The organism is Micromonospora sp. NPDC049081, assembly GCF_040648835.1.
GTDB lineage: Bacteria > Actinomycetota > Actinomycetes > Mycobacteriales > Micromonosporaceae > Micromonospora > Micromonospora antibiotica.
On the sequence record NZ_JBEZEK010000005.1, the window covers coordinates 89,894 to 110,650 of the forward strand.

19 protein-coding genes, 1 tRNA gene and 1 riboswitch are annotated in these 20,757 nt (G+C 71.5%); of the genes, 14 read left to right on the forward strand and 6 right to left on the reverse strand.

Annotated elements, in window-relative coordinates; all coding sequences use genetic code 11:
- Positions 1-147 precede the first annotated feature (147 nt).
- On the reverse strand, positions 148-954 hold the full coding sequence (locus tag AB0B63_RS10465) for a DUF881 domain-containing protein (RefSeq protein ID WP_208565235.1): 807 nt from the start codon (positions 952-954) through the stop codon (positions 148-150).
- Positions 955-1,183: 229 nt separating this feature from the next.
- On the opposite strand from AB0B63_RS10465, the gene AB0B63_RS10470 reads away from it, so the two are divergent.
- Together AB0B63_RS10470 and AB0B63_RS10475 are read left to right on the forward strand one after the other, a co-directional pair.
- Complete coding sequence (locus tag AB0B63_RS10470; protein ID WP_204958429.1) at positions 1,184-1,447, forward strand: cell division protein CrgA; 264 nt, start codon at positions 1,184-1,186, stop codon at positions 1,445-1,447.
- Between the two features lie 287 nt (positions 1,448-1,734).
- Entirely contained in the window at positions 1,735-3,951 is a 2,217-nt protein-coding gene (locus AB0B63_RS10475) for a (Fe-S)-binding protein (protein ID WP_357016703.1), read from the forward strand.
- A gap of 86 nt (positions 3,952-4,037) precedes the next feature.
- On the opposite strand, the gene AB0B63_RS10480 is transcribed toward AB0B63_RS10475, so the two are convergent.
- On the reverse strand, positions 4,038-4,718 hold the full coding sequence (locus AB0B63_RS10480) for a GPP34 family phosphoprotein (RefSeq protein ID WP_244251548.1): 681 nt from the start codon (positions 4,716-4,718) through the stop codon (positions 4,038-4,040).
- Positions 4,719-4,860: 142 nt separating this feature from the next.
- On the opposite strand from AB0B63_RS10480, the gene AB0B63_RS10485 reads away from it, so the two are divergent.
- The 4 genes from AB0B63_RS10485 to AB0B63_RS10500 all read left to right on the forward strand — a co-directional run bounded on the left by AB0B63_RS10485 (position 4,861) and on the right by AB0B63_RS10500 (position 9,687).
- Positions 4,861-6,168 carry a hemolysin family protein gene (locus tag AB0B63_RS10485; protein ID WP_357017099.1) on the forward strand — a complete coding sequence of 436 codons (1,308 nt, stop codon included), beginning with the start codon at positions 4,861-4,863 and terminating at the stop codon, positions 6,166-6,168.
- On the forward strand, positions 6,161-7,165 hold the full coding sequence (locus AB0B63_RS10490; protein ID WP_208565240.1) for a hemolysin family protein: 1,005 nt from the start codon (positions 6,161-6,163) through the stop codon (positions 7,163-7,165). The genes AB0B63_RS10485 and AB0B63_RS10490 overlap by 8 nt, the downstream gene beginning before the upstream one ends.
- A 177-nt stretch (positions 7,166-7,342) precedes the next feature.
- On the forward strand, positions 7,343-8,341 hold the full coding sequence (locus tag AB0B63_RS10495) for an NlpC/P60 family protein (RefSeq protein ID WP_357017102.1): 999 nt from the start codon (positions 7,343-7,345) through the stop codon (positions 8,339-8,341).
- A 156-nt stretch (positions 8,342-8,497) separates the two neighbouring features.
- Positions 8,498-8,634, forward strand: a riboswitch (cyclic di-AMP (ydaO/yuaA leader).
- A 12-nt stretch (positions 8,635-8,646) separates the two neighbouring features.
- Positions 8,647-9,687: an NlpC/P60 family protein gene (locus AB0B63_RS10500; protein ID WP_357016706.1), complete on the forward strand. Its 1,041-nt coding sequence runs from the start codon at positions 8,647-8,649 to the stop codon at positions 9,685-9,687.
- Positions 9,688-9,984: 297 nt separating this feature from the next.
- Here the strand turns inward: AB0B63_RS10500 and dcd are convergent, their stop codons facing one another.
- Positions 9,985-10,563, reverse strand: coding sequence for a dCTP deaminase (gene dcd / locus AB0B63_RS10505; RefSeq protein ID WP_208565243.1), 579 nt, complete (start codon positions 10,561-10,563; stop codon positions 9,985-9,987).
- Between the two features lie 191 nt (positions 10,564-10,754).
- On the opposite strand from dcd, the gene AB0B63_RS10510 reads away from it, so the two are divergent.
- Entirely contained in the window at positions 10,755-11,309 is a 555-nt protein-coding gene (locus AB0B63_RS10510; protein ID WP_357016710.1) for a pyridoxamine 5'-phosphate oxidase family protein, read from the forward strand.
- Between the two features lie 69 nt (positions 11,310-11,378).
- Here the strand turns inward: AB0B63_RS10510 and AB0B63_RS10515 are convergent, their stop codons facing one another.
- Complete coding sequence (locus tag AB0B63_RS10515) at positions 11,379-12,413, reverse strand: zinc metalloprotease (RefSeq protein ID WP_357016713.1); 1,035 nt, start codon at positions 12,411-12,413, stop codon at positions 11,379-11,381.
- A 234-nt stretch (positions 12,414-12,647) separates the two neighbouring features.
- On the opposite strand from AB0B63_RS10515, the gene AB0B63_RS10520 reads away from it, so the two are divergent.
- From AB0B63_RS10520 to AB0B63_RS10530, 3 genes are all read left to right on the forward strand, one after another.
- Positions 12,648-12,721 (forward strand) — tRNA-Gly (locus AB0B63_RS10520).
- A gap of 845 nt (positions 12,722-13,566) precedes the next feature.
- Positions 13,567-13,830 (forward strand): e9imm peptide, encoded by a 264-nt coding sequence (locus AB0B63_RS10525; RefSeq protein WP_357016716.1) that lies wholly within the window; start codon positions 13,567-13,569, stop codon positions 13,828-13,830.
- A gap of 60 nt (positions 13,831-13,890) precedes the next feature.
- Positions 13,891-14,778, forward strand: a complete 888-nt coding sequence (locus AB0B63_RS10530; protein ID WP_357016719.1) for an LLM class flavin-dependent oxidoreductase — start codon at positions 13,891-13,893, stop codon at positions 14,776-14,778.
- An 84-nt stretch (positions 14,779-14,862) separates the two neighbouring features.
- Here the strand turns inward: AB0B63_RS10530 and AB0B63_RS10535 are convergent, their stop codons facing one another.
- Positions 14,863-15,294, reverse strand: coding sequence for an ASCH domain-containing protein (locus AB0B63_RS10535; protein WP_357016722.1), 432 nt, complete (start codon positions 15,292-15,294; stop codon positions 14,863-14,865).
- A gap of 144 nt (positions 15,295-15,438) precedes the next feature.
- Between AB0B63_RS10535 and AB0B63_RS10540 the strand changes: the two genes are divergently transcribed.
- Positions 15,439-15,984 carry an alpha/beta hydrolase gene (locus AB0B63_RS10540; RefSeq protein ID WP_357016725.1) on the forward strand — a complete coding sequence of 182 codons (546 nt, stop codon included), beginning with the start codon at positions 15,439-15,441 and terminating at the stop codon, positions 15,982-15,984.
- Between the two features lie 14 nt (positions 15,985-15,998).
- Here the strand turns inward: AB0B63_RS10540 and AB0B63_RS10545 are convergent, their stop codons facing one another.
- The gene (locus AB0B63_RS10545) at positions 15,999-16,547 is read right to left on the reverse strand and encodes a phosphoribosyltransferase (RefSeq protein WP_357017106.1); all 549 of its coding nucleotides are present in this window, start codon (positions 16,545-16,547) and stop codon (positions 15,999-16,001) included.
- Positions 16,548-16,768: 221 nt separating this feature from the next.
- Between AB0B63_RS10545 and AB0B63_RS10550 the strand changes: the two genes are divergently transcribed.
- The 3 genes from AB0B63_RS10550 (at position 16,769) to AB0B63_RS10560 (ending at position 20,602) form a co-directional block, all read left to right on the forward strand.
- Positions 16,769-17,413, forward strand: coding sequence for a septal ring lytic transglycosylase RlpA family protein (locus AB0B63_RS10550; RefSeq protein ID WP_357016728.1), 645 nt, complete (start codon positions 16,769-16,771; stop codon positions 17,411-17,413).
- Between the two features lie 87 nt (positions 17,414-17,500).
- Complete coding sequence (locus AB0B63_RS10555; protein WP_219465479.1) at positions 17,501-18,628, forward strand: PP2C family protein-serine/threonine phosphatase; 1,128 nt, start codon at positions 17,501-17,503, stop codon at positions 18,626-18,628.
- 117 nt (positions 18,629-18,745) lie between these two features.
- On the forward strand, positions 18,746-20,602 hold the full coding sequence (locus tag AB0B63_RS10560; RefSeq protein WP_357016733.1) for an acyl-CoA dehydrogenase: 1,857 nt from the start codon (positions 18,746-18,748) through the stop codon (positions 20,600-20,602).
- The last annotated feature ends 155 nt before the right edge of the window (positions 20,603-20,757 follow it).

Sequence of the window (20,757 nt, forward strand, 5' to 3'; positions counted from 1 at the left end):
GCACGGGGGCGGGCCAGGGGCCGGTGGGTTCCGGGCGGGCCGGCTCGGTGCGGGTGGCGGCGGGCGGCGTGGACCGGTCGACCCTGGGGAGGAACGCGGTCGGCTCGTCGTGCTGGTCGCCGCCGTGCGGGCCCCCGCCCTGCCGGGTCATCGCGGCACCGTCGCCGATCGCAGCGCCGTGGAGTCCTCGAACGCGGGCACGGTGACGGAGCCGACGTGCTCGGAGTAGCCGAGCTGGTAGTGGTCGACCGCCTGCTTGAACAACCCGACTCCCTGCGAGCCGGCGAGGGCCTGCTGGAGGGCAGCGGGATCGCCGATTGCTACGATCTTGAATGGTGGCGAGTACACCCGGCCGTGCAGCAGCAGGGTGTTACCGACGCAGCGTACCGCGCTGGTGGAGAGCACGCGGACGTTCATGATGGACATGGCCTCCGCGCCTCCGGCCCAGAGCGCGTTGACCACGGCCTGCACGTCACCCTGGTGGACGACGAGGTCGTCGTTGGTGGCGCCCTTGGGCAGGGTGCCGTCGTTGCGGCGGGGGGCGTCGTTCAACTCGACCGTCACCCCGGAGCCGGTGAGCGCGGTGAAGCCGGCCGCCTGTTGGAGGCCCTGGGCGCGGTCCCGCTGCTCCTTGATCGGTGCGTCGGTGTCGGCCAGCGTCTCGGTCTCGCCCTCCACGTCGGCGCGCAGCCGGGCGGCGCGCAGCTCGCTGGCGGCCACCTGCTCCCGGCGGTCCTCGATCAGCTGGGTGAGCTGGGGCCGGCGGTCCTCCCGCAGGGCGGTGCCGCCTGCCGTGGTCGCCGTGGTGGTGAAGAGCAGTCCGGCGGCGGCGGCGATCAGTGGCACGCCGATCGACCAGCCCGGTCGGCGCTGCCGGGGGCGGCGGGGCAGGAAGGCGGCGACCGCCCGGCGCATGGCCTTCTGCCAGGACGCCGCACCGGATGTGTACTCCACCGTCCGTTCCTCTCCCGTCGTCTGGTGACGCCCGTCACGGTGCGGATCGGGTCGTCCACGGCGCGTCGACCCGACCGAATCCGGTCACCGTGGGCACCGGATCGACCCCATTCATGGCCTGAACCGGCCTTCCGGACTACGCTAGCTGTCGAACATTATTGGCCATGGACCGTCGCCCCCGCGCCCGGTTGTCAGGCCGGACGAGGTCGTCACCCCTCTGGAGAGCGTCGTGCCCAAGTCTCAGGTCCGTAAGAAGAAGGTGTACACCCCGCCGACGGACGTCCGTCCGACGACGACGGCGGCGACGCGCAAGCCTAGCCCGGTGTGGCTGCCGGCGACCGCTGTCGCGTTGATCGTCGGCGGCATCGGCTGGCTGGTGGTCTACTACCTCTCCGAGCAGGAGTATCCGGTCGCCTCGTGGGGTTACTGGAACCTCGCGGTCGGTTTCGGCGCGATGGTGGGTTCCCTGGTGCTGCTCTCCCGCTGGCGTTGAGCCCGGCGCTGCGGCGCCCTCCACGACACGACCCAGGTCATCGCGTACGCCCCCAGCCCGGCGCTTCGGCGTCGGGCCCCCTATGGTGTCCGCAGGGCGGCGTGGCCTGGTGCGAGAAGATTCACGTTACCGTCGGGTAACTTTCGCGTAGGCTGCACCGCATGACCGAGCGGAGCGAGGTCGTCGACCGGTCCGGTCGGGGGTGCGGCGGCGGTAGGCCGGGCACCTCCTGAACCGGTCCCGGCCGCCGCGCCGCTCGCCAGGCAGCAGACCGGGAGGCCAACTCGATGGGCAGCGTCCAGATCGTCACCACGGTCCTCGCCGCCGCCATCACCGCGGTGGCGGTGTGGCTCGCGGTGCGTGCGGTGCGGAAGATGGTGGCCGTCATCCGGCTGGGGCAACCCGCGCCGGAGCGGTTCACCGACAAGGGCACCCGGGCGAAGACCATGCTGGTCGAGACGGCCGGCCACACCCGGATGCTCAGGTGGGGCGTGGTGGGGGCCGCGCACTGGTTCGTGATGGTCGGCTTCATCGTGCTGTCACTGCTCGTGCTGGAGGCGTACTTCGAGGTCGTCTCGTCGACCGGCGGGCTGCCGCTGATCGGTGGCCTCGCCGTTTACGGCCTGGTCACCGAGGTGATCGCGGTGCTCGGCACGGTCGGCATCGGAGTGCTGATCGCGATCCGGGTCCGCAACCGGCCGACCCGGCCGGGTGGGCGCTCCCGGTTCACCGGCTCCACCATGTGGCAGGGCTACTTCGTCGAGGCGGTCGTCCTCGCCGTGCTGGTCATGGGGTTCGTGATCCGGGGCTTCAAGGTCGCCACCGACCACTTCGAGTACCCGCTCTGGGCCACCCCGGTCAGCCACGCCGTCGGCGCGCTGCTGCCCGCCTGGCCGGCCGGCGTGAGCATCGCCGCCCTCATCAAGATCGTCATCTCGATGACCTGGCTGATCGTCATCGCGCTGAACGTGACGATGGGCGTCGCCTGGCACCGTTTCCTGGCGTTCTTCAACATCTTCTTCAAGCGCGAGCCGGCCCGGCCGGCCGGCTCCGGGCTCGGCCCGCTGCGGCCGATGACGAGCCAGGGCAAGCCGCTCGACTTCGAGGAGGCCGACCCCGAGAAGGACCAGTTCGGCGTCGCCCAGGTCGAGCAGTTCACCTGGAAGGGGCTGCTCGACTTCAGCACCTGCACCGAGTGCGGGCGCTGCCAGTCGCAGTGCCCGGCCTGGAACACCGGCAAGCCGCTGTCGCCCAAGCTGCTCGTGCTCAGCCTCCGCGACCACGCGTACGCCAAGGCGCCCTACCTGCTGGCCGGGGGCGGCAAGGACCTGACCGGTGAGGAGAAGGCCACCGCGGCGCAGCTCGCCCACCTCGACGTGCTCACCCTCGCCGAGGCCGACAAGCCGTTGATCGGTGACGCCGAGGCCGGCGGTGTGATCGACCCGGACGTGCTGTGGTCCTGCACCACCTGCGGGGCCTGCGTCGAGCAGTGCCCGGTGGACATCGAGCACGTCGACCACATCGTCGACATGCGGCGCTACCAGGTGCTGATCGAGTCGAGCTTCCCGTCCGAGGCCGGCGTCATGCTGCGCAACCTGGAGAACAAGGGCAACCCGTGGGGTGCCCCGCAGAACACCCGCGAGGACTGGACCAAGGGCCTGAGCTTCCCGGTGCCCCGGGTCGGCGAGGTCGACGACTTCGAGTACCTGTTCTGGGTCGGCTGCGCCGGGGCGTTCGAGGACCGGGCCAAGAAGACCACCCGGGCGGTCGCCACCCTGCTCAACGAGGCGGGCGTCTCCTTCGCCATCCTCGGCGAGGGCGAGACCTGCTCCGGTGACCCGGCCCGGCGGATCGGCAACGAGTTCGTCTTCCAGATGCTCGCCCAGCAGAACGTCGAGACCCTCAACGAGGCGTTCGAGGGCCGGGACAAGACCAAGCGCAAGATCGTCGCCACCTGCCCGCACTGCTTCAACACCCTCGGCAACGAGTACGGCCAGCTCGGTGGCGAGTTCGAGGTGGTCCACCACACCCAGCTCCTGGCCCACCTGGTCAGCACCGGCAAGCTCACCCCGGTGCAGCCGGTCGACGGCGGCGTCACCTACCACGACCCCTGCTACCTGGGCCGGCACAACCGGGTCTTCGCGGCCCCCCGGGAGGTGCTCGGCAGCGCCGTCAACGGCGGTGGCAGCGCCGACGGCACCCTGATCGAGATGCCCCGCAACAGCGAGCGCTCCTTCTGCTGCGGCGCCGGCGGCGCCCGGATGTGGATGGAGGAGAAGATCGGCAAGCGGATCAACGTGGACCGGGTCGAGGAGGCCATGTCCACCGGGGCGCGCACGGTCGCCGTCGGCTGCCCGTTCTGCTCGACGATGCTCAACGACGGGGTGAACGGCAAGGGCGCCGGCGAGCAGGTCGAGGTGGTCGACGTGGCCAGCGTGCTGCTGCGCTCGGTCAAGCCGGACACCGCGCCGGGCGAGAAGGAGACCGCGCCGACCGCCGGCTGAGGTCGTACCCCCGCCGGGGCGGACGCACGACGGCGGCGGCACCCACCGGTGCCGCCGCCGCAGCGGTCGTCAGGACGTCGTGCTGGTCAGGACGTCGTCGTGGTGATGATCGCGGCCGTGGTGGTCACCGTGGTCGCCATCATGATCGCGGCCTGGGTCTCCTCGATCGCCTTCTTCGTAGCCGCGGACGCCCAGTCCCCGTCGGCGATCTCCGTGGTGCGGGCCTTGAGCCGCTCCTTGGGCAGCTCCCGGAAGAGCTTGCGGTCCAGCCCCACCGCGCGGGTCAGGCCGAGCAGCGCGGCCGTCCGGGCCTCCACCGGGCCGTCGGCGAGCAGCGCGTCGAGCATCCGCTGCCGGGCCGCCGTCTCCGCCGCCGGCTCCGCGCCGGTCGGCGACGGATAGCGGGTACGCGGAAAGACCAGCAGCACCCGGTCGGAATCCCGGCGCAGCACCCCCGAGTCGACCAGACCCGACAGCACCCGGTCGGGCAGCCCCTTGGCCAGCCGGCTGATCCAGTCCTTGGGTCGGCGACGCTTGCCGTCGGCGGCCACCCGGGCGAGGGCGTCGTCGAGCACCGGCCGGCCGACCGGAGTCGGGTCGGTCACCACCAGCCGGTCGTCGGCCACCTCGACCCGGGCGGCGAGGGCCAGTTCGAGCAGGACCGCCCCGGACAGCCCGTAGTCGAGGTGCGGCCGGCCGAGCCGGTTCACCCCGGTGTCGTCGTAGGCGAGCAGGACCAGTTCGTCGGCGAGGGTGAGTGGTGCCATGCCGTCCACGCTAACCCGGTGGCGCGAGTCCCGCCGCTGGGCCGACCCGACGACGCCGGTGACGGTGAGCCACGCCCCGGTGACTGCGGGACGCGGTCGTGAAACAATCACGCCCATCGACTCTCTGCTGCTCGGTACGCTGTTGCCCCTGGTCGGCTTCGTGCTGCTGACCGCCGGCAACGCGTTCTTCGTCGCGGCCGAGTTCGCCCTGGTCACCGTGGATCGGGCGGAGATCGACCGGCGGGCCGAGGCCGGCGACACCACCGCCGCCACCGTCCGCCGGGCGCTGCGCGAACTCTCCTTCCAGCTCTCCGGGGCGCAGCTCGGCATCACCCTCACCGCGCTGCTCACCGGCTACCTGGCCGAACCGGCCCTCGCCCGGCTGTTCGACCCGCTGCTGGCCCCGCTGGGCGGTGCGGACCGGTTCGGTCCGCTGCTCGCCCTGGCGTTGGCCACCCTCCTCTCGATGCTCTTCGGCGAGCTGGTGCCGAAGAACCTGGCGCTGGCCCGGCCGATGCCGGCGGCGCTGGCCACCGCCGGGCCGATGCGGGCCTTCTCGCGGGCCTTCGGCTGGCTGATCAGAGGGCTGAACAACTCGGCCAACCGGCTGGTCCGCCAGCTCGGGGTGGAGCCGCAGGAAGAGTTGGCCAGCGCCCGCTCCCCGGAGGAACTGGGCCTGCTCGCGGCCATCTCGGCCCGCGCCGGGGCGCTGCCACCGGACACCGCCATGCTGCTGCGGCGCACCATCCGCTTCGGCGACAAGCGGGCCGCCGAGGCGATGACCCCCCGGGTGGACGTGATCGCGCTGCGGGCCACCGCCACCGTCGCCGAGCTGCTCGACCTGTCCCGCCGGACCGGTCGGACCCGGTTCCCGGTCTACGAGGAGACCCTCGACCTGGTCACCGGGGTCGCGGCCGTACCGGACGCGCTCGGGGTGCCGCTGGCCGCGCGGGCCGGCACCACCGTCGCCTCGGTCGCCCGCGAGCCGGTGTACGTGCCGGAGAGCCTCGACCTCGACGGCGTGCTGGCGGCGTTGAAGGCCGCCGGGGCCGACCTGGCGATCGTGGTCGACGAGTACGGCGGCACCGACGGGGTGGTGACCGTCGAGGACCTGGTCGAGGAGCTGGTCGGGGAGATCGCCGACGAGTTCGACCCGGCCACGGTGGACGACGCCCACGACACCGGGCTGACCGTGCCGGGTGGGGAACGGACCGTCCTGGTCGACGGGGTGCTGCGGGAGGACGAACTGTACGAGCAGACCGGGTTCCGGCTCCCCGAGGGCCCGTACGAGACGCTGGCGGGGTTCCTGATGGCCCGGTTGGGGCACATTCCGATGCCCGGCGAGACGACCGGGGCGGACGGTTACGAGTTCACCGTCGTCGAGGTGGAGCGGCACCGCATCGAACAGGTCCGGGTGGTCCGCCCCGAGGAGCCGCACGTCGATGACTGAGCTGCTGGTCGCGGTGCTGCTGCTGCTCGGCAACGCGTTCTTCGTGGGCAGCGAGTTCGCGTTGATCGCGTCCCGGCACACGGTGGTGGAGCCGTTGGCCGTGACCTCGAAGCGGGCCCGGTGGGCGTTGTCGGCGATGAACCAGATCCCGCTGATGATCGCCGGGGCGCAGCTCGGCATCACCGTCTGCTCGCTCGGGTTGGGCGCGATCGCCGAGCCGGCCCTGGCCCACCTGCTGGAGCCGGTGTTCCACGCGGTGCTGCTGCCGGCGGGCGCGGTGCACCCGGTCTCCTTCCTGATCGCCCTGGGTGTGGTGGTCTTCCTGCACACGGTGGTCGGGGAGATGGTGCCGAAGAACATCACCCTGGCCGGGCCGGAGCCGTCGGCGCTCTGGCTGGGGCCGGCGATGTTGGCGTTCTGCCTGGCCACCAAGCCGTTGCTGGTGGCGATGAAATGGGCGTCCCGGCAGGTACTGCGACTGTGGGCGGTGGAGGCCGCGGACGCGGTCAAGACGGTCTTCACCGCCGAGGAGCTGGCCGGGTTGGTGGCCCAGGCCCGTACCGAGGGGCTGCTCGACGCCGAGGAGCACGCCCGGATCACCGGCGCGTTGGCGTTGCACGCCCGGACGGCGGCGGACGCCCTGCAGCCGTGGTCCACGGTGACCACGGTGGCCGAGGACGTCTCACCGGCCTCTCTGGAGGTGCTGGCGACCACCACCGGCCGGTCCCGCTTCCCGGTGGTGCAGCGTTCCACCCGCCGGGTGCTGGGCTTCGTGCACGTCAAGGACGTCCTGGGGTACGCCGGGGCGTCCCGTCGGGCGCCGGTGCCGGCCGAGGTCTACCGACCGCTGGCCGTGGTGCCACCGGACCGTACGCTGGCCGATCTGCTGCTGGCGATGCGACGCGAGCGGCGGCACATGGTGCTGGTGAGCGACGGTCGCCGCCCCCTGGGTGTGGTCACGCTCGACGATGTATTGACAGCAATCGTTGGAAATTGAGCGAACACCCTTTGTGTGCAAGCGATTGCACTGATGTGATGGAGGGCCCACCCGCCTTGATTCCCCACCGGGACTCCCCCTAATGTTGCACCGGCCGCTGTGGGTCGTCTGCCTCCTTCTTCCCCTTAGCGAGGCGCCCGGCGGTCGGTTGCAAAGGAGTCGACGCCGGTGGCAACCATGCCCCCTCAACGTCACGTCCAGGGCCAGCCGCCCGCCCGGCCGGCAGTCCTTCGGCGGGTCGCCCGCCGCCTGCTCACCGTGGTCGCGGCGGTCGCCGTCGGTGCCGGGATGCTCGCTGTGCCGGCCCACGCCGCGCCGTCGCCCGAGGAGATCGAGGCGGCTCTCGACAAGCAGTGGGAGCAGCTCGAACCCACCATCGAGAACTACAACAAGGTCCGGGCGCAGCTGAAGGTCAACCGCAAGAAGTCGGCCGACCTGCAGAAGAAGATCGAGCCGTTGGCCCTGCAGAGCGAACTGGCCCTCGGCCGGGTGGGTGACCTCGCCTCCCGCTACTACAAGTCCGGGCCGTCGCAGGAGTTGAGCGCGCTGCTCACCACCAGTCGGCCGGGCACCCTCGCCGCGCAGCTGACCATTCTGGACCGACTCGCCGCCGAGCAGCGGCGGGAGGTCGAGGCGGTGCTCGTGGTGCGTCGCAAGTACGACGCCGAGAAGCAGAAGCTCGACACCCTGATCGCCGCCGAGGTGCAGCAGGAGAAGGACCTCGCGGCCAAGAAGACCAAGATCAACGCCGAGATCAAGCGGCTCCAGGCGGCCATGCCGAAGACCACCGTCAAGGTGAACGGCTGCCCCACGATCAACGGGGTGCTCAGCTCCGCCGCCCGGACCGCGATCGCCACCGCCTGCGCGCAGGTCGGTGACCCGTACGTCTGGGGCGCCACCGGGCCGAACTCGTTCGACTGCTCCGGGCTCACCCAGTTCGCCTACAAGGCGGCCGGCATCTCGCTGACCCACTTCACCGGTGCCCAGTGGAACGAGGGCAAGGCCATCCCACGCTCCGAGGCCCGCCCCGGCGACCTGGTGTTCTTCTTCAGCGACCTGCACCACGTCGGCCTCTATCTGGGCAACGACATGATGGTGCACGCACCCCGGACCGGTAAGCCGGTCCAGGTGACCAGCATCAACTACATGCCGGTGGCCGGCTTCCGCCGACCCTGACCAGCGCAGACGCCAACCCCCGGCCCGCTGGGCCGGGGGTTGGCCCGTCTTCCGGTCACGGACTGTGCCGGCCCGGCGGGTTGCGGATCGATAACGACCATCTCTACTCTGGTCAATCGTCGGTCGGCACCAGGTCCGCCCCACCCGGGGTGGCGTCGGCCGGCACCGCCGAGTCGCCTCCGGGCGAGCCGGGGACCCAGGTACGCCGGGGTGAATCCGCAACCACTGCGGTAGGGCGCTCCCTTCCCGCCCGAACCCGTCAGCTAACCCGGTAGGCGGTCGAGGAAGAAGGAGCCCGGAGCCCGGTGGCACACGATGCCCCGCGCCCACCGTCACGCCGGTCGACCCAGGTCGCCCGCGAGACGACGGTGCCGCGCCCACGTTGGTCCCGCTTCACCACCACCCTCGCCACCCTGGCCGCCGTCGCGGTCGCCCTGACCGGTGGCGCCACGGCAGCCCACGCCGACCCCTCGGTCGCCGAGATCGAACGACAGATCGACCAGGACTGGAACAAGCTCGAACCGATCATCGAGCAGCACAACGCCACCCGCACCGACCTGGCCGCCAAGCGCCGGCAGGCCGACGAACTGGGCAAGCGGATCGCCCCGCTGCAACGGCGGGTGGACCAGGCGATGAACCAGGTCAGCGGCCTCGCCGTCCAGGCGTACAAGGGCGAGAACATGTCCACCGTCAATGCGCTGCTCGGCAGCCACAGCCCCAGCCAGGTGGTCGAGCAGCTGGGGTTGCTGGACCGGTTCGCCAGCCGCCAGCAGCGCGAGGTGCGGACCGTCGCGGCACTGCGCGACGAACTCGCCGCGACCAAGGCGCCGTTGGACGAGATGGTCGCCCAGCTGACCCGTACCGAGGCCCAGTTGGCGGCGAAGAAGAAGCAGATCAACACCGAGATCGACAAGTTGCAGAAGCTGCGGCTGAAGGTCTACGGCAACGGCGGCGGGGGATCACTGCGCCCGGCACCCTGCCCGGCCGGCTACCCCGGCGGCCCGTCCGGCACGGCCGTCAAGTTCGCCTGCGCCCAGATCGGCAAGCTGTACGTGTGGGGCGCGGCCGGCCCCAACAACTACGACTGCTCCGGGCTGACCATGGCCGCCTGGGCGAAGGCCGGGGTGTCGCTGCCGCACAACGCCCGGCAGCAGCGCCAGGTCACCGACCGGGTCAGCCGGGCCGACCTGCGCCCCGGCGACCTGGTCTTCTACTACGCCGACCTGCACCACGTCGGGATGTACGTCGGGGACGGCTGGGTCGTACACGCCTCCCAGGCCGGCAAGCCGATCACGATGAAGCGGGTCGACGACGGGCCGGTCAACAGCTACGGCCGACCCGGCTGAGCCACGCGTCCGGGCCCCCCGGATCCGGGGGGCCCGGACGCGGTGTGCCGCACTCCGGTACGACCGTGCTCCAGCGGTGGCCCGTCCCCCGGGATGCGGCCCGCACCGCCAGGCTGTGGTCCACGCCCTTGGGGTGCGGCCGGGCTGGTGGGTTGTGGCCGGTGCCGCCGAGGTGTGGTCCGCATCCTCGGGTGCGGCTGCGCCGGTGGGGTGCGGCCCGCGTCCGTGGGTTGCGGCCCGCGTCCTCGGGGTGCGGCCCGCGCCGGTGGGTTGCGGCCCGGCCCGGTGGGGTGTCGGTCAGCGGGTGGGCCAGATGCGCCAGTTCTGCCAGGAGCGGCTCTGCGTCGGCCCGCGCTGGCCCTGGTAACGCGACCCGTACACCTCCGAGCCGTAGGGGTGCTCGGCCGGCGAGGAGAGCCGGAAGATGCAGAGCTGGCCGATCTTCATGCCCGGCCACAGGGTGATCGGCAGGTTCGCCACGTTCGACAGCTCCAGCGTGACGTGGCCGGAGAAGCCCGGATCGATGAAGCCGGCGGTCGAGTGGGTGAGCAGGCCCAGCCGGCCCAGGCTCGACTTGCCCTCCAACCGGCCGGCGAGCTGGTCGCCGAGCGAGATGACCTCGAGCGTGGAGGCGAGCACGAACTCGCCCGGGTGCAGCACGAACGGTTCGCCCGCCGGCACCTCGACCATCGACGTCAGATCGTCCTGCTGCACGGCCGGGTCGATGTGGGTGTAGAGGTGGTTGTTGAAGACCCGGAACAGCTTGTCGAGGCGCACGTCGATGCTGGACGGCTGCACCAGACTCGGCTCGAACGGCTCCAGCGCCAGCGTGCCGGCCTTGATCTCGGAGACCAGGTCCCGGTCGGAGAGCAGCATCGGGCCACCCTATCGAGCACGCCAGTCCGCCCTGCCCACCGGGCCGTCCCGCCGGCCTCGTCGGCGCGTCGGCCGCCCCGACCCACCGGGCCGCCCGCGGTCGTCCTCGGCGGTGGCTGCGGGGCGGATGCCGGGCCCTTCCACCTGCGTGTCGGACTGATTTTCGAACGCCTGTTCGATAGGATGACGGCATGGCATCCTGGTCCGCATTCGCCGCCGACGAGCCCCGACTCGCCGACGGGATCCGCCTTCTCCTCCAGCAGTACGGGCCGGGTTTCGGCTACCTGGCCACCGTCCGCGCCGACGGTGGTCCCCGGGTGCACCCGGTCTGCCCGCTGGTCACCGACGGCGGGCTCTTCTGCTTCGTCGTCGACTCACCCAAGCGACGCGACCTCGAACGTGACGGCCGCTACGCGCTCCACTCGTTCCCGTCGGAGGAGAGCGACGACGAGGCGTATCTCGCCGGTCGGGCCGAGCCGGTGGCCGATCCGGCCCGGGTGGCGCTGGTGGCTGCGATCGGTCGGGCCGCTCCCCAGGTCGACTGGCGGCTCTTCGAGTTCAGCGTGGACGTCGCCATGCTGACCCGGCGTGACCACGGCGGCCAGTTGCGCCCCGACGGCGGGCGTCCCGCCGTGCAGGTCTGGCTGGACCCGACAGCGGGTCGGCCGGGTGTCGCCGACCTGCCCGATCAGCGGCCGGCCCGGCGTGGTCGGCACGGGTTCGACACCCGGCGTACCGCCGCCTGACCCGGAAGACGACGGTGCCGGCCCCGTCCGGGAAGGACGGAGCCGGCACCGGTGCCTGCGGTGTGTCGGTCAGGCCGACGCGCGGTAGGCGGTCCACGCGTTCACCATGCGGCTCGCCTGACCAGCGGTGAACTGGTACATGCACGAGTCGTAGGTGTAGTCCATGAAGTTGGTGATCGGGTCCTTGCCGGACGCGGTGCAGGTGTCCCGACCGGTCGGGCACTCGAAGGCCGGCTCACGCTCGGCCGGGGTGTCCGAGACGCCGTCGCCCGAGCCCGAGCAACCACCCTGGAAGGTGTGGTAGAGGTTCAGCCAGTGGCCGACCTCGTGGGTGCCGGTGTCACCCAGGTTGTAGTTGGTGGCGGCGCCACCCGGCAGCGACTCGCCGAGCACCACGACGCCGTCCATCACGTCCAGGGTGCGCTTGGGGAAGGTCGCCCAGCCGAGCAGGTCGTCACTCAGCTCACCCAGGTAGAAGTTGAGGGTGTTCTTGCCGCCGGTACGCAGCTGGGTCTTCATCGCCCGCTCGGCCGAGGAACCCTGCACGATCGGGTACCACGACGCGTTGGTGACCCGGTTGATCTTCTGGAGCTGGAAGGTGAAGCCGGTGGCCGCGCCGCCGGTCGCACCGCTGTACGCCTGGTTGAGCACGGTGATCTGCGAGTTGATCAGCGAGTCGGGGATGTTGCCCCCGGCCCGGGTGCTGTCCCGCTGGATCACGTGGACGACGACCGGGACGGTGATCGGGGCCAGCGCCACCGTCGTGCCCTCGCTCGAACCGGTGCGGATGCTGGACTTCGACCGCAGGGCGCTGTTGCGCAGGGCGGCAGCGAAGTCCGCCTCCCGCTCCTTGACCTGCGTGGCGGTCAGCTGGTTCGGGTCGTGCCGCTTGTGCGCGGCCTTGCTGCCGCCGCGAACGCGCGCGTCGGAGTGGACGTCCTCGTGGACGTCGGCCGGCTCCGCGCAGGGGGCGTTATCGGGGGCTGCGGAGTACGCGGAAGCCGCAGGCACGACGCCCACCGCAGCGGTGCTCAGCAGCAGCGCGAAGGTCGTCGATGCGACACCGGCGGCACGCCGGGTCAGCAGGTTGGGACGTAGTCCCATGGGCCCACCTCTTTCTGGCGGCGCGACAGGGGGTATGTCGCGCCGAGGTCGTGAACGTGGGGGTGACGTTACAACTGATCGACACGTTTGAGAACGTCCCTAAGCTGCTTCTGTGAAACATCTGACCGTTTTATTTCAGCAGCTGGTAGTTGGTCCGTGACGGGTGGTGGTCGACGGCGCGCGGGGGTGCCAGGGTGCGCGGGCATGGTCACCTCAGGTACAGTGGTGCCGCTTGCGGGTGTAGTTCAATGGCAGAACATCAGCTTCCCAAGCTGACAGTGCGGGTTCGATTCCCGTCACCCGCTCCACCACGAAGGCCCTGACCAGGATGCGAATCCGAGTCAGGGCCTTCGATGTTCAGTGGCCAACCAAGGCGCACCGCGCCGATAGCGGGAGCATCAGCGGGCAGTACAGCACGACGCTGCTCACCTGGCTCGAAAGCCAGCTGAGCACCGGCGCGGCCGACAGCGGGGTTGTCGCGGTAACAAGTCATGACCTTGGGCTGGGGTAGCGGCTCCAGGTGCCGCCCGCGTTGGTGACTTGGCGGTTGCGACGAGACATACAACCCCGGTCCCCACCGGTCCCGACAAGAGATCCACGTGCAGGACGAACGCGCGGAAGCCCTTTCGCTGGCCGACGATCCGTTCTGGCGTGATTGACACGTTGAGAACACCTCCGTGAAGTGACGTCGCCCAGGCGGCGACCCGGCGACCTGAAGCCCTCTGGATCGGCATGGCGAGGGCAGCGGATACACGTGCGCGTCCTTTAGACCTGATGACGTGAACGATTCACACCGACGGCCGAAGCGGTGTCGACGTCAGCACACTCCGCCGCCCGCCGCCCGCCGCCCGCCGCCCGCCGCCCGCCGCCCGCCGCCCGCCGCCCGCCGCCCGCCGCCCGCCGCCCCGCCCGCCGCCCGCCGCCCCGCCTGCCGCCCCGCCGGTCGCCTGCCGTCCATCACACCCTCCTGCACACCTGTCACGCCCCACTCACCGCCTGATTCGTTGACGACATCAGCTCGAAAGGACGCGCCAGGACCACCTGACCCGCGCGCTCCCGGGTCGACCTGGATGACAGCCAGGGCGGCAAACCTCGACACCTCCCCGTCGAGGATCATGTGGGGTGCCATCGACCCTGCTCCGAGGAGGTCGCCGTGCCGGCGAAGCTGACCCGGGACGAGGCCGTCGCCCTCGTCGAGCGGATCATGCGGCTCGACTATGCCGACGACGGCGAGCTGAACGACTGGCTGGGCAGACTCGCACGCGACCTCGTCTGTCCGGACGTCTCCGATCTGATCTTCACGACCACCCCGGAGCTGACGGCCACCGAGATCGTCGACCGCGCGCTGGCCTACCGGCCGATCGCGCTGCAGGCGACCCCGTGGTCGGAGACCGAGGAGCAGACCCGGCCTGACTGACCCACGTGGGCGCGGGCACCCGGCACGGGAACGGCGGGGGCGGCGTCGGGACGTACCCTGGTGATCATGCGGATTGGCATCGTGATCCTTCCCGACCAGCGGTGGCCGGAGGCGCGTCGGCGCTGGCAGCAGGTGGACGCGTGGGGCTTCGACCACGCCTGGACGTACGACCACCTGGGTTGGCGGGATCTGGTCGACGGCCCGTGGTTCGACTCGATGTCGACGCTGACCGCCGCTGCCACGGTGACCGAACGGATCCTGCTCGGCGCCCTGGTCGCCTCGCCCAACTTCCGGCATCCGGCGGCGTTCGCCCGGCAGGTCACCACCCTCGACGACATCTGCGGCGGGCGGCTGCTGCTGGGTCTCGGCGCGGGTGGGATCGGCTTCGACTCGGCGGTGCTGGGCGGGGAGACGCTGCCGCCCCGGCCGCGGGTGGACCGGTTCGGCGAGTTCACCGAGCTGCTGGACCTGATCCTGCGGGAGGACGGCACCACCTGGCGGGGTGACTGGTTCTCCGCCGTGGACGCCCGCAACAACCCCGGCTGCGTGCAGCAACCCCGGGTGCCGTTCGTGGTGGCCGCCAACGGGCCCCGGTCGATGCGGTTGGTCGCCCGGTTCGGTCAGGGCTGGGTCACCACCGGCACCGGCGAGGAGGACCTGACGGCCTGGTGGGACGGGGTGGCGACGCTGTGCGCCCGGATGGACCGTACCCTCGACGAGGCCGGCCGCGAACCGGCCAGTCTGCCCCGGTACCTCTCCCTGGACTCGGCACCGGTCTTCTCGCTGAGCAGCGCGGACTTTTTCGCCGAGCAGGTCGCGCGGGCGGCGGCGCTCGGCTTCACCGACGTGATCACGCACTGGCCCCGGGCCAGCAGCTGGTACGCGGGGGACGAGGCGGTGCTGGCGGACGTCGCCACCCGCCTGCTGCCGGAGCTGCGCACGCCCTGACCGGTCGCCGCACGCCCTGACCGGTCGCCGCAGCACGCACTGGCGGGGGCCGCACACACTGACGGGGTGCGGCCCGGGGCTGGGTCAGGTGCCCAGGTCGCCGGTGCGTGTCCCGCCGTCGCCGGCCGAGACCAGCCGGAACCGGATGCAGACGATCTCGGTGTCGTCGGTGACCGGGGTGCCGGCCCGGGCCCAGAAGCCGGCGTGCCCCGCCCGCCAGTCCTCGATCGAGCGGTCGCCCTCCCCCTCGGAGCGGGCGAAGTCCCAGGGGACCCGGGCGAAGGGGACGACCTCGATCCCGGTCACCTCGACCACTCCGACGAGGGTGTCCCGGTCGTCGACCAGGGCCAGCCGCTCGCCGACGTGCTCCAACTCCTCGGTCTCGGCGGCGTACTCGGTGAGCAGACCGGCGGTGGCCGTCTTGACCCCGGCCAGCACCAACGTGTTGAGGGTGGTGCGCAGCTCGCCGGGGGTGCCGAGGGCGAGCGTGCGGAGTCCGCCGATCCGTGGCCACATGCGGCCGAGGCTACCGGGGTGCCGCTGTCCCGTCGCCCGGTTTCGACGCCCCCACGCCCGGCTTCGACGCGCCGCACTGCCGGTTTCGACGCCCCCACGGCCGGCGTCGCCGTCGCTACGGTGGGTCGACGACGGGAGGGGACCATGGTGGACCGACGCGCGGTGTTCGTCCCCGGGCGGGGCTACGACACCCATTACCCGCTGTTCGCCTACCCGGGTGAGGGCCTGCGCCGGGCGGGCTTCGACGTGCACGAGATCAGCTGGCAGCCGCCGGAGGGGATCGGGATGGACGGCGCACCCCCGGCGGTGGCGGTGGACTGGGTCGCCGGACAGGTCGCCCTGACCCTGGCAACGCCGACTGATCTGCTGGTCGCCAAGTCGCTCGGCACCCTGGCCGCCCCGCTCGCCGCCGACCGGGGGCTGGCCGCGATCTGGTTGACGCCGCTGTTGCACCGGCCCGAGGTGGTCGCGGCCCTGGGCCGGGCGTCCGCGCCGTTCCTGCTGGTCGGCGGTACGGCCGACGGGGCGTGGGACGGCGCGGTGGCGCGGCGGCTCACCCCGCACGTGCTGGAGGTGCCGGACGCCGACCACGGGTTGCTGGTGCCCGGCCCGTTGGCCCGTTCGGCCGAGGTGCTGGGGCGGGTCTGCACGGCGGTCGAGGAGTTCGTGCGGTTCACCTGGCCGGGCTGACACCGGAGCGTGGGTCAGGGCAGGTCAGCGGGGGTGAGTAGCCCGCGTGCGCCCAGTTCGGCGGCGACCGGGTCGGGCAGGTCGACGACCACGGCGGCGACGCCGACCCAGTGTGCGCCCCGGGCGGCGCAGAGGTCCCGGACGGCCCGCACCTGGGCTCCGGTGGCGACCCAGTCGTCGACCATGAGCACCCGGTCGTCCGCGCCGAGCCGGTCGTCGCGTACCGCCAGGTCGACCTGCCGGCCCCGGAAGTCGGGTGGGCTCTGCGCCCAGGTCAGCGGGCCGGCGGGGAGTCGGCCGTCGCCGGGCTTGTGGGCCGGGACGAAGCCGACACCGAGGGCGGTCGCGGCGAGCGGCCCGAGCATCAACCCGGTCACCGCGGGGGCGACGACGACGGTCGGCCGGTCGGTGCGGAACGGTGCGACCAGGGCCGGTCCGAGCCCGGCCAGCACCTGCGGGTCCCGCCACCAGCCGGAGACGTCGCTGACCAGGTGGCTGCTGCCCGGCCCCGGGTCGACCCAGCGGTACAGCTCGACCAGGCGGGCGCGCAGCGCGGCGGTCATGGCCCCATCCTCGCGGGTACGCGGCGCGGCGGTCATGCGCCCCGTCCTCGGTGGTGAATGCCAGCGGTGGCATTCTGGCCCGTGCGGCCCACCGGCCGTCGGCTGATCGGTCACACGTATCACTGTAATTCCGGGCATACCACCATGATCACGTTGACTTCGGAAGTGCTTCTGTCGTTACCGTCCGAGCCGCTATGAAGGCATACGAAAGGACCGAGCCGGTGGTTGGCAGGCACTCCCGTACCCGGATCTTCTCCTCGCCCGCCGGCATCGCGGCCACCGCCGCGCTCGGTGTCGCGCTCGCCGTCGGCGGCACCGTCGGCGCGGTGCAGCTGACGGCCGACGACGCGCCGGCCCCCGTGGTCGTGGACCCGGTCACCCCCGGCGTCGTCGGCACCACCGCCGCGCCGACCCCGAGCCCAAGTGCCAGCCCCACCGTCTCCCCGACCGCCAGCCCGTCGCCCACCGCCACGGCCAGCCCGAAGGCGACCCGGACCCAGGCCGCCTCCCGGAGCAAGCCGCGCACGCCCGCGCCCAAGCCGTCCGCCACCACCAAGAAGGCGGCCCCGAAGAGCAACGTCGTCGACAGCGGCTCGTGCGGCGCGTCCTTCTACGACGAGGGTCAGTTGACCGCCAACGGGGAGAACTTCGACCCGAGCGCGCTGACCGCCGCGCACAAGACCCTGCCGTTCAACACCAAGGTCCGGGTGACCAACCCGGCCAACGGCAAGTCCGTCACCGTGCGGATCAACGACCGTGGCCCGTTCGTCGACGGGCGCTGCATCGACCTGTCCCGGGCCGCCTTCGCCGCGATCGCCTCGGTCGACCTGGGTGAACTGACGGTCAGGTACGAGGTGCTGGGCTGACGGCGAACGGTGACAGCAGCGGGACGGCCGGGTAGAACACCCTCAATCGTGGGGCTAGGTTCATTCTCCGGCCCGGTTCCATCAGGCATGCTGTCCCACGTACGTAAACATGCCTTCCAGTTGGGCCGAGGCCCACTGAGTCCCGGGTCCCGCGCCGGCGTCGGCGCGGCCGTCGGGCTGCTCGCGCTCGTCTCGGCGATCGAGTCGGCCGACGGTCGTGCGGTGCACTACGTCGCACTGATGACGGTGGCGCCGATCCTGGCCGCCGGTTTCGCCTCGTGGCGGGCGGTGGCCGGGGTGGGTTTCCTCGCGCTGCTGGTCGGGGCCGGTTTCGCGGTGGCCGATCCGGCGATGAAGCTGACCACTGCGGTGTCCCTGGTCGGGATCGCCTTCGCCACCGTGGTGGCGGCCAGTGTGGCGGCGGTCCGGCAGGGGCAGGTGGTGCGGATCGGCGAGCTGTCCCGGCTGGCCTCGGTGGCTCAGCAGGCCGTGCTGCGTCCGCTCGGCCCGCAGGTCGGGACCCTGGCGGTGGCGGCCCGGTACATCTCCCCCACGGCCACCGCCGAGATCGGCGGTGACCTGTACGAGGCGATAGACACCCCGTACGGCGTCCGGATGATCATCGGGGACGTGCGGGGCAAGGGGCTGGACGCGGTCCGGCTCGCCAGCATCGTGCTCGGCTCCTACCGGCACGTCGCCTATGAGCGGCCCGACCTGCGGGCGGTGGTGGCGGACCTGGACCGGGCGGTGGCCCGCAACGTGGGGGACGAGGACTTCGTCACCGCGGCCGTGGTCGAGGAGCGCGGCGGGACGCTGACCATCGTCAACTGCGGCCATCCGGCGCCGTTGCTGCTGCGTCGGGGCGCGGTGATCCCGCTGGAGCCGCCTGCGCCCGCGCCGCCGCTGGGTTTCATGCCGGTGGTCCGGCCCCGGGTGGAGCGGCTGGAGCCGGGCGACCGGCTGCTGCTGTTCACCGACGGTCTCGGTGAGGCACGCCGGGACGGCGAGTTCTTCCCGACCGCCGACCGGGCGTGGCGGCTGCTCGGCCACGGCACGGTCGGCGACGGTCTGGCCTCCCTGGAGACCGCGCTGGTCGAGTGGGTGCACGGGCGGCTCGACGACGACATCGCCCTGGTGCTGATGGAGTACACCGGGCCGCGTAGCGGGGTGACGGTGGCGGTGCCGTCGTGGGAGGTCGGCGCGGCGGAGAACTGACGCGCGCCGGGCTGTGATCGCCGTCACTTCGACGATCGGGTTGTCGCTGCCTACCGGTGAGTAATACAGTGGGGGTTACTGATCGGTAACACCTGTCCGGAAGCGGGGCCAGCGAGCATGACCCACTACAAGAGCAACCTTCGGGACCTTGAGTTCAACCTGTTCGAGGTCTTCGGGGCGGACCGGACGTTCGGCCAGGAGCCGTACACGGACCTGGACGTCGACACCGCCCGCAGCTTCCTCTCCGAGGTCGACCGCCTGGCCCGTGAGGACCTCGCGGCCAGCTACCAGGACAGCGACCGCAACCCGCCGGTCTTCGACCCCGCGACGCACACCGCGCCGCTGCCGGAGTCGTTCAAGAAGTCCTACCAGGCGTTCATGGACTCCGAGTTCTGGCGGCTGGACCTCCCCGAGTCCCTCGGCGGCAGCAGCGCCCCGCGCGCGCTCTGGTGGTCGCTCGCCGAGCTGGTGCTCGGCGCCAACGCGCCCGTCTGGATGTACGCCTCCGGCCCGTCCTTCGCGCACGTGCTGGAGGTCGAGGGCACCGACGAGCAGAAGAAGTGGGCCAAGCTCTTCATCGACCAGCAGTGGGCCTCCACCATGGTGCTCACCGAGCCGGACGCCGGTTCGGACGTCGGCGCCGGCCGGGCCCGTGCCGTCCAGCAGCCGGACGGCTCCTGGCACATCGAGGGCGTGAAGCGCTTCATCACCTCCGGCGAGCACGACCTGAGCGACAACATCGTCCACTACGTGCTGGCCCGTCCGGTCGGCGTCGAGGGCGTCGGCGGCCCGGGCACCAAGGGGCTGTCCCTGTTCGTCGTGCCGAAGTTCCACTTCGACGCCGAGACCGGCGAGCTGGGCGAGCGCAACGGCGTCTACGCCACCAACGTCGAGCACAAGATGGGCATCAAGGTCTCCAACACCTGCGAGCTGACCTTCGGCGAGCACGGCGTACCGGCCAAGGGTTGGCTGCTGGGTGAGAAGCACGACGGCATCCGGCAGATGTTCATGATCATCGAGTACGCCCGGATGATGGTCGGCACCAAGGCGATCGCCACCCTGTCCACCGGCTACCTCAACGCCCTGGAGTACGCGAAGAACCGGGTGCAGGGCGCCGACCTGACCCAGCAGGCCGACAAGGCCGCGCCCCGGGTCACCATCACCCACCACCCGGACGTGCGCCGTTCGCTGCTGATGCAGAAGTCGTACGCCGAGGGGCTGCGGGCGCTGGTCTGCTACACCGCCACCTGGCAGGACAAGATCGCGGTCGCCGAGGCGGCCGGCGACGAACCGGCCACCAAGGTGGCCAGGCGGGTCAACGACCTGCTCCTGCCGCTGGTCAAGGGCGTCGGCTCCGAGCGGGCCTACGAGCTGCTCGGTCACGAGTCGCTCCAGACCTACGGTGGTTCCGGCTTCCTCCAGGACTACCCGCTGGAGCAGTACGTCCGGGACGCCAAGATCGACACCCTGTACGAGGGCACCACCGCGATCCAGAGCCTCGACCTGATCTTCCGGAAGATCGTCCGGGACAACGGCCGGGCGCTCACCTCGGTCGCCGGTGAGATCCAGGAGTTCATCAGCACCGAGGCCGGCAACGGGCAGCTCAAGGAGGAGCGGCAGGCGCTCGGTCGGGCGCTCGCCGAGATCCAGAACATCCTCGTCGTGCTGACCGGTTGGCTCGGTGAGGCTCAGGGCGGCGACACCCGCAGCCTCTACAAGGTCGGCCTGAGCAGCCGCCGCTTCCTGCTCGCCCTCGGCGACCTGGTCGTCGGGTGGCTGCTCCAGAAGCAGGCCGACGTGGCGCTGAAGGCGCTGGCCGGTGAGGTCTCCACCACCGACCAGGCGTTCTACACCGGCAAGGTGGCCGCCGCCCGGTTCTTCGCCCGTGAGGTGCTGCCCCGCATCGGCGCCGACCGCCGGATCATCGAAGGCGCCGACCTGGACATCATGGACATCCCGGAGGAAGCCTTCTGACCTGACCGCCGTCCCGACCGGGTCGAGCCGGCCGGATTCGGCGGGTGACGCGTAGGGGGCCGATGTGGCGGTGTCCGGGACGTCCGGACATCACCACATCGGCCCTTCTGCGTCGACGATGAGGATCGGGACAGCGTCACCTTGAGGCGCGCGGG

Coding starts and splice junctions, on each gene's coding strand:
- AB0B63_RS10475 (WP_357016703.1), top strand. CDS start 1,735: ATGGGCAGCGTCCAGATCGTCACCACGGTCCTCGCCGCCGCCATCACC.
- AB0B63_RS10480 (WP_244251548.1), bottom strand. CDS start 4,718: ATGGCACCACTCACCCTCGCCGACGAACTGGTCCTGCTCGCCTACGAC.
- AB0B63_RS10490 (WP_208565240.1), top strand. CDS start 6,161: ATGACTGAGCTGCTGGTCGCGGTGCTGCTGCTGCTCGGCAACGCGTTC.
- AB0B63_RS10495 (WP_357017102.1), top strand. CDS start 7,343: ATGCCCCCTCAACGTCACGTCCAGGGCCAGCCGCCCGCCCGGCCGGCA.
- dcd (WP_208565243.1), bottom strand. CDS start 10,563: ATGCTGCTCTCCGACCGGGACCTGGTCTCCGAGATCAAGGCCGGCACG.
- AB0B63_RS10510 (WP_357016710.1), top strand. CDS start 10,755: ATGGCATCCTGGTCCGCATTCGCCGCCGACGAGCCCCGACTCGCCGAC.
- AB0B63_RS10515 (WP_357016713.1), bottom strand. CDS start 12,413: ATGGGACTACGTCCCAACCTGCTGACCCGGCGTGCCGCCGGTGTCGCA.
- AB0B63_RS10535 (WP_357016722.1), bottom strand. CDS start 15,294: ATGTGGCCACGGATCGGCGGACTCCGCACGCTCGCCCTCGGCACCCCC.
- AB0B63_RS10540 (WP_357016725.1), top strand. CDS start 15,439: ATGGTGGACCGACGCGCGGTGTTCGTCCCCGGGCGGGGCTACGACACC.
- AB0B63_RS10545 (WP_357017106.1), bottom strand. CDS start 16,547: ATGACCGCCGCGCTGCGCGCCCGCCTGGTCGAGCTGTACCGCTGGGTC.
- AB0B63_RS10555 (WP_219465479.1), top strand. CDS start 17,501: ATGCTGTCCCACGTACGTAAACATGCCTTCCAGTTGGGCCGAGGCCCA.
- AB0B63_RS10560 (WP_357016733.1), top strand. CDS start 18,746: ATGACCCACTACAAGAGCAACCTTCGGGACCTTGAGTTCAACCTGTTC.